We start from the raw sequence: 11897 nt of genomic DNA on the forward strand, positions 1-11897 counted from the left end.
CCCTTTCGCCGGCAAGGCCGGCTCCTACAGGCAGGGCGCTGATACCGACACCCCCTCATTCACGGCCCCCGGCATTCTGCGGCATACTCGGCGCATCGTTCGTCCGGACTCCACCATGCGCCCTTTGCTCCCTCTCACCCTGATCCTGTTGCTCACTGCCTGTGGCGAAGGCGAACCGCTGTCGCCGCCGGACGCACGCCTGCCCGATGGCGGCCGCTACCGTGGCCAGGTGGTCAATGGCCTGCTGCAGGGCGAAGGGCGCATCGACTACCCCAATGGCAGCTGGTACGCCGGCACGTTCAAGGATGGGCAGTGGCACGGCCAGGGCGAATGGCACGGCAGCAATGGCGAGGTGTACCGCGGCCAGTTCAGCGAAGGCCTGTTCCAGGGCCTGGGCGACCTCACCACCCCCGGCAGCCACTACGCCGGCACGTTCAAGCATGGCCGACGCGATGGCGAGGGCGCGCTCAAGCAGCACGACCAGACCTACCGCGGCCAGTTCAAGGACGACCAGTACGATGGCGCCGGCCAGCTCGAACTGGCCGACGGCAGCCGCTACCAGGGCCTGTTCGCCAAGGGCAAGCCCAATGGCGCGGGGGTTCGCAGCGACGCCAGCGGCAACCAGTTCAGCGGCCACTTCATCGACGGCAAGCTACAGGGCGCCGGCACCTACGACAGCGCCGACGGCGAGCAATACATCGGTGAATTCAAGGACAATCGCCTGGAAGGTCGTGGCCGCTACGAGAACGCCGATGGCGACGTGTGGATCGGCGACTTCAAGGACGGCGTGCTGGTCGGTGAAGGCGAACTGCTGGGCAGCGATGGCGGCCGCTACAAAGGCGGTTTCCGCGACTGGCGCTTCAACGGCATGGGCACCCTGCAACTGGCCGATGGCAGCCAGTATGCCGGCGGCTTCGCCGATGACGCCTACCAGGGCCACGGCCGCTTGACCCGCGCCAACGGCAAGGCCGAGGGCGGCACCTGGGCCAATGGTGTGCGTGTGCGCGACGAGAAGGGCAAGTTGCTCCCCGACCCGCTCGACCTTGCCCTGCTCAACCAGGGCAAGCTGCTGGACGACGCACTGGCCAAGGTCCCACGCTCCGTCGCGCCGCTGCAGTTGTACAGCCTGGTGGTGGCCGGGGACGGCCAGCAGAGCGTGTTCCTGCGCGAGGCCGACTATGTCAGCAACATGCTCAAGGTGCGCTTCGGCGCCCAGGGCCAGGTCACCCTGGTCAACCACCGCGACCACCTGGCCGACCGCCCCATGGCCACCCGCGAGAACCTCACCCGCGCCGCCCGCACCCTGGCCGAACGCAGCGGCCCGGAAGACCTGGTGTTCATCTACCTGACCAGCCACGGCAGCCACGATCACCAGCTGGTGCTGGACCAGCCGCGCCTGCAACTGGCCGACCTGAGCGCCGACGAACTGGCAAGCGCCCTGGCGCCGCTCAAGGAGCGCGACAAGGTGATTGTCATCTCGGCCTGCTATTCCGGGGGCTACATCGCTCCGCTCAAGGACGACCGGACCCTGATCATGACCGCCGCGCGCCCCGACCGGGTGTCGTTCGGCTGTTCGGAAGAGGCCGACTTCACCTACTTCGGCGATGCCCTGTTCGCCCAGGCGCTGAACCAGACCGACGACCTGAAACAGGCGTTTGAACTGGCGCGCAAGACCGTTGCCGAAAGAGAACGACGGGACGGTTTCGACGCCTCCGAGCCGCAGCTGTGGGCACCGCCAGCGGTGATCGCGCACTGGCAGCGCCTGCGCCGGCAACAGGCCGAGCAAGCCCTGGGCACTGATGCCCGCCCCGCGGCGGGTGACCGCGCAAAAACACCGGGCACCCACTAAGCTTTGAAGTAACAAGGGAGAGACATCATGTACTTGACGCCTCAGCATGTCCTGCTTGCCGGTGCCACGGGCCTGACGGGTGAACACCTGCTCGACCGCCTGCTCAACGAACCCACCATCAGCCGTGTGCTGGCGCCTACTCGCCGGCCACTGGCCGAGCACCCGCACCTGGAAAACCCGGTGGGTGACCCGGCCGTGTTTCTCCCGCAACTGGCTGGCCGTGTCGATATCGCCTTCTGCTGCCTGGGCACCACGCTCAAGCAGGCCGGCTCCGAATCCGCCTTCCGCGCCGTCGACCTGGACATGGTCGTGGCCTTCAGCAAACGTGCCCGGGAGTTGGGCGCGCGCCACCTGCTGGTGATCAGCGCCCTGGGCGCCGACCCGAAATCCACGATCTTCTACAACCGGGTCAAGGGTGAGATGGAGGAGGCGCTCAAGCAACAGGATTGGCCGCAGTTGACCATTGTGCGACCGTCGCTGCTGCTGGGTGAGCGCACCCCACCACGGCTGGGTGAACGCCTGGCCGCGCCGCTGATGCGCCTGGTGCCGGGCAAGTACCGGGGCATCGAGGTTTGCGCCCTGGCCCGGGCGTTGTGGCGCCTGGCGCTGGAGGAAGAGGACGGCATACGCGTCGTCGAGTCCGACGAGTTGCGCAAACTGGGCAAGCGCTGATCATCTGGCCAGACGCGATCTCTGTAGGAGCGGCTTCAGCCGCGATCATCCGCGAAGTGGATGCCGGATACCGCGTTGCCGGCATCGCGGCTAAAGCCGCTCCTACAGAGCCTCTCTACTCGCTGACCTGAAACTCCACCCGCGCCGTTTCGCCACTCTCATCCAGCGCACTCAGCTCGGTGCGACCGACCTGCTCGAAACGCACCAGCAAGCTGTCCTGCCCGCGGGTCTCACCCAACGGCTGGCCATTGAGGAACCACCAGCGCAGCCCTCCACCGCCCAACGCCGAGACTCGCAATTGCAGCGCCTCATCGCTGGTGGCCGGCCTACGCAAGTTGTCGCCTGGGCGCACGCCGACGATCGACAGGGGCGGCGCGCTTGCCCCCATTTGTGGCGGGCAGGCCGGATCCACGGCCGCCAGCCGCGCTGTCCGTCGTTCGGCACGCGGTAGCCAAGGCTCCAGGGGCGCGGGCCACAAGGCAATGTCGCGGGCGCTTGCGCCTGGACAACCGCTGTCCACCCGCAATCCCTGCTCATTGACCCAGACGGCCTCACGCAACCCAAGCCCCAACGGCTGGTCCGCCGCCTGCAAGGTCGGCGGCGTGGTGCCGTCTAGGGTCCAGGCAAAGCGCTGGCGGCGACAGTTGGGGTCCTGGCGGTTCATCGGCTGGCCCAACGGCCAGCAGATCGCCGCAACTCCAACCGACTCCGGCACCGGCTCCACCGGCACGTTGATGCCACGCTGGGCATCGCGGTTGCTGAGCAGGTCGTGCACCTGGAGCATCAACGGCGCCGCCGAGGCCAGGCCGAACTGCCCCGGCACCGGGGTGCCATCGGGGCGGCCGATCCACACACCGATCAGGTAGCGTGGGCCGACGCCGACTGACCAAGCATCGCGAAAGCCGTAGCTGGTACCGGTCTTCCAGGCCAACTGTGGCCGCTGCACCAGTTCGGCGTGGGGGTCGCGGTCCGGACGGGCCAGGCCGCTGAGAATACGCCGGGTGATCCAGGCAGAGCCCGGCGACAACAGCCGACGCTCCAGCAGCGGGTCCTGGGGTTGCAGGCGAATCTGTGCGCTGCGCCCCTCCCGGGCGAACGCCGCATAGCCGCCAACCAGGTCCTCCAGCCGGCTGCCCGCGCCACCCAGAATCAATGACAGGTTCGGCTCTGCCAGGGGCGGCAGGATCAACGGCACGCCGCCCATGCGCATCTGCGCGGCGAAACGCTTCGGGCCATAGGCCTCGAGCAACTGCACCGCCGGCAAGTTGAGCGACAACGCCAGCGCGGAACTGGCCGACACCGGGCCGCTGAAGCCCATTGAGAAGTTACCTGGGCGGTAGTCCCCGTAGCGTCGCGGCACATCCTGCAGCAGCGATTCGGAATGGATCAGGCCCTCGTCCATGGCCATGGCATAGAGGAAGGGCTTGAGCGTCGATCCGGGCGAACGCAAGGCGTGGATCATGTCGACATGGCCGAAGCGACGCTCATCGGCCAGGTCGATCGACCCCAGATAGGCGCGCACCGCCATGCTTTGCGTCTCCACCACCAGCAACGCGGCCGAGGTGCGCTCAGGCAGGCGCGCGCGCCAGCCCAGCAGCAGGTCTTCCAGACGTCGCTGCAGGGCGGCGTCGATCGTGGTGCGGATCAGCGGCGGGCTGTCGGGGCTGTTCAGGCGCCGGGCCAGCAGTGGGGCCAGCGCCGGCTCCTGGCGAGGGGCGAGCAGCAACGGCTCCTCGCGTGCTTCGTCGATGCGCTGGGCCGGCCACACCTGGTACTCGGCCAGACGCTGCAGGACCTTGTCGCGGGCGCGCTGGGCACGCTCGGGGTGCCGGTCCGGGCGCAAGCGGCTGGGCGCCTGGGGCAATACGGCGAGCAGCGCGGCCTCGGCGGGCGTCAGGTGCTTCGGCGACTTGCCCAGGTACGCCCAGCTGGCTGCCGCCACACCTTGCAGGGTGCCGCCGAACGGCGCGCGGTTCAGGTATATCTGCAGGATCTGCGGTTTCGACAGGTGCCACTCCAGCTGCGCCGTGCGCCACAGCTGGCGCAGTTTGCCCGCCAGGGTGCGGTCGTGCGGGTCGAGCAGACGCGCCACCTGCATCGACAGGGTGCTGCCCCCCGACACCACGCGCCCACCGCGCAGGTTGAGCCATGCCGCCCGGGCCAGGGCCATGGGGTTGACCCCAGGGTGCTGATAGAACCAACGATCCTCGTAGGCCAGCAGCGCCTCGAGATACAGCGGCGACACCTCGTCCGGGCTGACCGGATAGCGCCATACGCCATTGGCGTCGGCGAAGCGCCACAACGGCGTGCCGTCCTCGGCCAGCACCACCCGCGCCAGATCGTCGCCCGGCATCGGCAATGGCCAGATTCGATCGGCCAGCCATAGCAAGGCAAAGGTCGACAGGATCACCACGCAGGCACGACGCAGCCCCCTGGCAAGGCGCGGGCGCGCTAAGCTTGGCATCGGGAACCGACCGGGCCGGAGGATGGCCAAAGGCGGGGAACCGCCGATTCGTTCATCAGGAAGCGACTATGCATGTAGAAGGTTTTTTTGAGTGGCTGGGCCAGGTACTGGGTTCGGTGATCCGTTTCATCGTCGACGGCCTGGGCGGGTTGTTCAACCTGCTGGCCAACGCCGGCGGCAATTTCATCGACGGCCTGGCGCGCACGCTGGGGATGGACACTTCGCTGGTCAGCATCCTGGCACTGATAGTCGGCCTGATGCTGCTATACTCGGCGATCCGCGCGTTCCTGCGGGCGTCGATCATCCTCGGGATCATCTGGGCGTTGCTGGGGTTGTGGGTGTTGAGCTGGGTGGTGCACTGAAGCCCTGCCGCCATCCTCTTGTAGGAGCGGCCTTGTGCCGCGAATGGGCTGCATAGCAGCCCCGGCAAACTTTACTGCGATGCCTGAATCCTGGGGCCGCTGCGCGGCCCCTTCGCGGCTCAAGGCCGCTCCTACAGGAGGCGCGTTGGTTCAACGGGCGCGCACTACCATCTCCCCCTGACTCTCGCCAACCGCCTGCAGGTTTGGTCGGTACATCGACTCCACCTGCGGCGGCGGGATGCGGTAGCTGCCCGGCGTCACCGCACGGGCCAGGTACAGCAGGTGGGTGGTGCCGTAGCTGTCCAGCTTGAGCGCCGCCACGTAGCGATCGTCACGGTACTCCTGGTGCACCACGCTGGCGTTCTGCATCGACTCGCGCCACTGCTTCACCGCGCTGCTGGCGTTGTCCAGGCTGGCGGCACTCTGGGCGAGGTTCTGGTTCTCCAGTTCCAGGCCGGCCGGCAGCAGGTCCACCACCAGCGCGTCCGGCACCTGGCTTTGCGCTTTGAGCGCCAGGTGCACCAGCACCAGGTCACCACTGCGCAGGCTGCGCACATCCAGCGCCTGGCCATTCATGCCCAGGTACTCGCGACGGATCTCCAGGCCGTTGCCGCTGGCGGCCGGCGCCTGGCGCGGGTAGCCGGACAAGGTCAGTTGCTGGTACAGCGTGTCGCCCCCCTCGTTCTGCACAGACAGTGGCGAGGCCAGCAGTGGGCCCTCGAGCTTCATCCCCGAGTCGTTGTTGCTGAACTCGCGGATCTCCCCTGCGCTGTCCAGGCGTGCTTTCCAGTTACCTTCTGGCTTGCCCAGCAAGCCGCGGCCGGCGAGGAACAGCGCGTTACGTTCCTGGGTGGACAGCCAACGGTTGGCGGCCAGTTCGTCGGACAGTGCGAACAGCCGCTGATCGACCTGGTTGCCCGCCAGGTTGTTCTCCTGCAACAGCGCCAGGATCAGCGCCTGGTCACGCACGGCGCTGCCGTAGTCGGCCATCCAGCCCTTGCCGCGGCCAACCGTCAGGCCGGTCTTGAGCACGTCCTGCGAGCGCTGCTTGTCGCCCATCTTGTCCAGCGCCACCGCCAGTTGCACCAACGGCAGGCCAGAGCGGGCATCGGCGCGGCGGTCATACAAGCTGCGCAGGGCACCCAGCGGCGCCTGTTGGCTGCGCGCCAGCACCAGGCCGGCATAGGCCTGCACGGCGAAGCGGGTGTGGTCGGCGTCCTGGCTGTAATCGACTTCGATCAGATTGCGCTCCTGCACATAGCGCAGCAGGCGCTCGGTGGCCTTTTTCAGCACTTCGGCCGGCACGCCGTAACCTTGCTCGCGAGCCCGCAGCAGGAAGTCGGTGACATAGGCGGTCAGCCAGTACTCTTCCTCGCTGTCGGAACTCCATAGGCCGAAGCTGCCGTTGTAGCGCTGCATCCCCAGCAGGTGCTCGATGCCCATCTCGATCTTGCGCTTGCGCACATCGGCCGGCTCGCCCTTGATCCCCAGGCGCTTGAGGCTGTCGGCATCGGCGTACAGCGACGGGTACAGGCCGCTGGTGGTCTGCTCCAGGCAACCGTACGGGTAGGCCTCGAGGGCACGGATCTGCTCGGCCAGGTTCAGCGGTGGGCGGCTCGACAGTGCCAGGGTGGCTTCCAGGCCGGCCGGTTCGAACTCGGCCAGGTCGCTCTCAGGTAGATTCCAGGGTTGGTCCTTCAACGCCACACGGTAGTGCTTGAGCATTGCCGGGTAGGCCGGGCGAACACCCAGGGTCCACTCGCGCTCGAAGGTGTTGGCCGGCTCGCCCGGCAGTTGCAGGCCACTGACCTGCACGCGCACCTTGCCCTGGCCCAGACCACCCTGGGCCTGTACCGGGATCATCAGCGTGGTGCGCTGGCCTTCGCCGAGGGCGACGTTCTGCTGGGCGCCACCGACCAGGCTCAGTTGGCCTTCGGTGAGCAGTTGCACGGTCAACTGCTGGGCGCGACCGGACAGGTTGGCCAGGTCCAGCGCCAGGCTGGTGCGGTCGCCGCCGGCGAGGAAGCGCGGTGCCGACAGCTCGGCGATCAGCGGCGCGGCGACCACGGTCTTGCCTTCGGCCATACCGAAGTGCTCCTCGGTCCAGGCCTGGGCCATCAGGCGCAGTTCACCGTTGAAGTCGGGAATATCCACCGTGGCCTGGCCTTCACCCTTGTCATCGAGCGTCACCGGCACGCTCTGCTGGGCGACGATGGTCACCGTGGTGTTGGGGCGCTTGCCGCCCTTGGCCATCGCGGCGTCACCACCAAAGGCGAGGCTGGCCAGGCGGCCCTGGCCGGCTTCGATCAGCTGGCCGTAGATATCCAGCTGGTCGGCGCCGTAGGCCTTGCGCCCGAACAGGCTGGCGAACGGGTCGGGGGTCTTGAAATCGGTGATGTTGAGGATGCCTACATCCACTGCGGACAGCAGCACATGGATCTGCTTTGGTACGCTGCCGTCGGCATTGGCCGCCTTGAACTTCACCGTCAGCGGTTGCTTGGGACGCATCTTCTCCGGGGCCTGCAAGCTGACCGCGAGCTTGCGCTCGGCGCGGTCCAGTGGCAGGTGCAGCACGCCCACGGCGCGCTTGGGGGTGGCGTTGGCCTTGCGCTCGCCGGGGCGGATCACCAGGGCGCTGATGTACAGGTCATGGCGTGCCCACTTCTTGTCCAGCTCGACGTCGAAGGTCTTGCCCTCGGCCGGCACATCGATTTCCTGCCACCACAGCGGGCCATCGGCGGATTCGATCATCAGGTAGCCACTGCCGGCAGCCGGAGGCGTGACAGTGACCTTGGCGGTGCTGCCGTCTTTATAAGCCGGCTTGTCCAGGGCGATCTTCACCTGGTCGGGGCGCACGGCGCCGCCTTCGGCGTTGTCCTGGGCACGGTAGCCGGCCCAGAAGCGCTCGCTGGAAACCAGGCCGGTCTGCGGATCTTCCACTTCGACACGGTACGGGCCCCACTCCACCTGGAAGTTCAGCTTGGCGGTGGAGCCGGCCTTCACGCTGACGGTTTCCTCGGCCTGGGTGAGGAATTTCTCGTTGTAGTTGTAGCTCCAGCCGTCGCTCTGCGAGTAGTTCCAGTAGTAGTCGCGGCGCTCGCGAATCAGGCGCACCTTCAGGTTGTTGGCGGCGAGCTTCTTGCCGTCGCGGTCGGCGACCAGGAACTCGAACTCCACCGGGCCATCACCGTCGGTCTCTTCGCCATCGAACAGGCCACGCAGGCCCGGCAGGCGCTCGGCGGGCCAGATCGGTTGCTCCAGACGACGGGTGATCGGCCGGCCACCGGACTCCTGCAGGCTGGCCTGCACGGTCAGTTGCAGCGGCGAACGGGCCTCGGCCCAGCGGCTTTCGATCTCGATGCGGGCCTTACCGTTCTGGTCGAGGGTGACCTCGTCCAGCTCCAGGTCCTGGTTCAGGTCGGTCTCGGTGACCGCGCCGAACTGGTAGCCCGGCAGCGCCTTAACCGCTTCGCGCAGCGGGCGTACATAGGCCTGGCCGCTCAGGCGGTTGCCGGCGGCGGGCGCGCCATAAAGGTAGCGGCCGTTGACCTGGATCGACGCGGTCTCGTCCGGCGACAGCGGCGCGCTGCTGCCCTTGAGCTCCAGCGCCAGGCGCTCGGGGAGGAAGTCCTCGACGAGGAATTCATAGACCTGCTTGCGGCCACCGCCCAGGTCCAGCAGCAGTTGCCAGCGGCCGGTCGGTGCCTCGGTGGCCAGTTGCAGCTGATACTGGAACAAGCCGTTCTGGTCGGCCTCCCAGACGAATTTACGACTGACCTGCTCATCCGGGCGACGGACTTCGACGCTGACTGGCTGGGCCTTGACCGGCTTGCCGTCCTGATCGCGCAGCAAGCCGTTGAGGAGTACGGTCTCGCCCGGGCGATAGAGGTCGCGCGGGCCGAAAATGAAGAACTGCAGCGGATTGGCCTGGGGGCCGGTGATATCGAACTCGGCCAGGTCCAGCGCTGCAGTGTTCAGGCGCAGCAAGGTAGTGTGCACGCCTTGGGTGGCGATCAGGGTGTCGGCCTTCGTGGTGATGGGTAGCTGGGCATGGCCATCGCCATCGGTCTTGGCCTGGGCCAGCAGCTTGCCCTTGTCGTCGTGCAGTTCGAGGGTGACGTCCTTGAGCGCCTTGCCGCCTTCCAGGGCCTGGGTGAACACGTCCAGGCGATCGCGGTAGCGGTGGGCGGACACACCGATATCACTCAAGGTGAACAGGGTCGCCGGCTGCGAGTAGTCGTAGGTGCCCGAGGCGCGCATCACTGCCAGATAAACGCCCGGCTCCTGCAGTGGCTTGATCCCGGCGATCGGCAGCAGCACGGTCTCGCGGGTGTTGCGGGCGGGGTTGAGATCGAAACGGCCGCTGTAGACCAGCTCGGCCATCTCCAGGGTTTCCTTGGACTGGTAGTAGTACAAGCTGGAGTTGCGGCCCCAGTTGACCAGGAAGGTCGAGAGCATGTCCGGCTTGATGCGGAAGAACTCGACATCGACCTTGTCGACGTTCAGGGCGATCACCGGCAGGCCTTCGGCCAGGCGCGTGGGCAGCAGCGAGCCACGGCTGGCGAAGCCCACGGTGGGCTGCATGTCGCGGGTTTCGAAGCGGCTGACCGACTCGGCCTCGAGCACGTTGCCGTTGACCGAAAGCAGGCCCTTGTCGATGGTCAGGACCATCTTGCGCTGCGGTTCCAGGTGGCGCAGGCGCAGCTCCATCTGGTTATCGGAGAGTTCCCAGGCACCGTCGACCTTGCCTTTGACGGTGTCCACCAGGTGCAGCTTGGCGGCGAAGTCCTGGTTGGCGTCCAGCGGCGCGGAAACGCTGACCGACAGGGTGCTGGCGCCGTCGAGCTGCACTTCCGAGACGTCCAGCACGGTCAGCTCGCGGCCGGCGTAGCGCTTGGCGAGCGCGGCCGGGTCTTCGCGCCTGGCCGTCTTCGTCTCGGCGGGCGCGACGGCGGTGGCGGCGTCGGCGGGCGCCGATGGCTTGTCCGGCGTGGAGGAATCACAGGCACTGAGCAGGGCCAGCGCGCAGGCCAGCAACAATCCTTTGTTGAGCATTTGAGAGAGAACTCTTCGGCAGCGTGTACGTGAGGGCAGCAACTATAGCGTAATGGCGCGGGGCTTACCTGACGAAGCGTGGCAAGTGCGACGCGGTTCGCGCGGATAAGTTGTCCGGCCGCTACAATGCGGCCACATCGTTTGCACGGTCCTTGCCGGCGAATGACCGCGAAGCGGCCCCACCCTGATCAGGACCCCAGATGCCCTCACTGTCCACCGCCTGGCGCGACCAGCCCACCCACCGCAAGGTCTGGGGCCTGGCCGTGCCGATGATCCTCTCCAACATCTCGTTGTCCCTGGTGGCCCTGGTCGACACCGCGGTGATCGGCCACTTGCCACACGCCCACCAGCTGGGCGCGGTGGCGGTCGGCGCCACCCTGTTCGCCTTTATCGTCGGGCCGATGGGCTTCCTGCGCATGGGCTCCACCGGCTTCGCCGCCCAGGCCGCCGGGCGCGCCGATGGTGCCGCGCTGCGCCAGGTGCTGGTGCAGGGGCTGATGCTCGCGCTCGCGTTCGCCCTGCTGATCGGGCTGCTCGCCCTGCCTTTCAGTCAACTGGCACTGAAGAGCATGCAACCCAGCGAAGCCCTGCTCGCCTCCACCGAAACCTTCTTCCACACCCGCCTGCTCGGCCTGCCAGCGGCACTGGCCTGCTACGCCCTGGTGGGTTGGTTCCTGGGCACACAGAATGCCCGGGCGCCCTTGGCGATCATGCTCACCACCACCGTCCTCAACATCGCCCTGAACCTGTGGTTCGTGCTCGGCCTGGACTGGGGCGTGCTCGGCTCGGCGCGGGCCTCGGTGATCGCCGAGTGGAGCGCCGCCTTGCTGGGGCTGGCCCTCACTCGCCCAGCCCTGCGCGCCCATCCCGGGCATATCGTCTGGGCCGCGCTGAAGCGCTGGCAGGCCTGGCGCCCCTTGCTGGCGGTGAACCGCGACATCTTCCTGCGCAGCCTGGCGTTGCAACTGGTGTTCCTGCTGCTGACCGTGCAGGGCGCGCGCCTGGGCGAGGCCACCGTGGCCGCCAACGCGCTGTTGCTCAACGGGCTGCTGCTGACTGCCTATGCCCTCGATGGCCTGGCCCACGCGGTCGAAGCCTTGTGCGGCCACGCCATCGGCGCCCGTGATCGCGTGGCCTTGCAGCGCACGCTGGTGGTCGCGGGTGGCTGGTCATTGATTGCCAGCCTGGGCTTTGCGGTGCTGTTCCTGCTGGGCGGGCACCTGTTCGTCGATTTGCAGACCGATATCGCCAGCGTGCGCGAGGCGGCGTATCCGTACCTGCCGTACCTGGCGGTGCTGCCGTTGATCGCGGTGTGGAGTTATCTGCTCGATGGCCTGTTCATCGGCGCGACGCGGGCGCGGGAGATGCGCAATGGGATGCTGGTGTCGGTGTTGATTGCACTGCCCGTGGCGTTTGTCCTGCGCGGGTTCGGCAACCATGGGTTGTGGTTGGCGTTCTTGCTGTTCATGGCGTTGCGGGGGGGGACCCTGGGGTG

General features: G+C 67.3%; 6 protein-coding genes. 4 read left to right on the forward strand and 2 right to left on the reverse strand.

Features of this window, described 5'->3' with window-relative positions; all coding sequences use genetic code 11:
- Nucleotides 1-115 precede the first annotated feature (115 nt).
- Nucleotides 116-1849: a C13 family peptidase gene (locus P5705_RS24660; protein ID WP_277463496.1), complete on the forward strand. Its 1734-nt coding sequence runs from the start codon at nt 116-118 to the stop codon at nt 1847-1849.
- A gap of 27 nt (nt 1850-1876) precedes the next feature.
- Complete coding sequence (locus tag P5705_RS24665) at nt 1877-2521, forward strand: oxidoreductase (protein WP_277463497.1); 645 nt, start codon at nt 1877-1879, stop codon at nt 2519-2521.
- A gap of 115 nt (nt 2522-2636) precedes the next feature.
- Here the strand turns inward: P5705_RS24665 and pbpC are convergent, their stop codons facing one another.
- On the reverse strand, nt 2637-4985 hold the full coding sequence (pbpC, locus tag P5705_RS24670; RefSeq protein ID WP_277463498.1) for a peptidoglycan glycosyltransferase PbpC: 2349 nt from the start codon (nt 4983-4985) through the stop codon (nt 2637-2639).
- A 68-nt stretch (nt 4986-5053) separates the two neighbouring features.
- Between pbpC and P5705_RS24675 the strand changes: the two genes are divergently transcribed.
- A complete protein-coding gene (locus P5705_RS24675; protein ID WP_213658455.1) occupies nt 5054-5347 on the forward strand; it encodes a hypothetical protein in 294 nt (97 codons plus the stop codon).
- A gap of 150 nt (nt 5348-5497) precedes the next feature.
- Here the strand turns inward: P5705_RS24675 and P5705_RS24680 are convergent, their stop codons facing one another.
- Nucleotides 5498-10402, reverse strand: coding sequence for an alpha-2-macroglobulin (locus tag P5705_RS24680; RefSeq protein WP_277463499.1), 4905 nt, complete (start codon nt 10400-10402; stop codon nt 5498-5500).
- 200 nt (nt 10403-10602) lie between these two features.
- Between P5705_RS24680 and P5705_RS24685 the strand changes: the two genes are divergently transcribed.
- The coding region (locus P5705_RS24685; protein ID WP_277463500.1) for an MATE family efflux transporter at nt 10603-11897 on the forward strand (1295 nt) is incomplete at its 3' end.

It is taken from the genome of Pseudomonas entomophila, assembly GCF_029478665.1.
Taxonomy (GTDB): domain Bacteria; phylum Pseudomonadota; class Gammaproteobacteria; order Pseudomonadales; family Pseudomonadaceae; genus Aquipseudomonas; species Aquipseudomonas entomophila_F.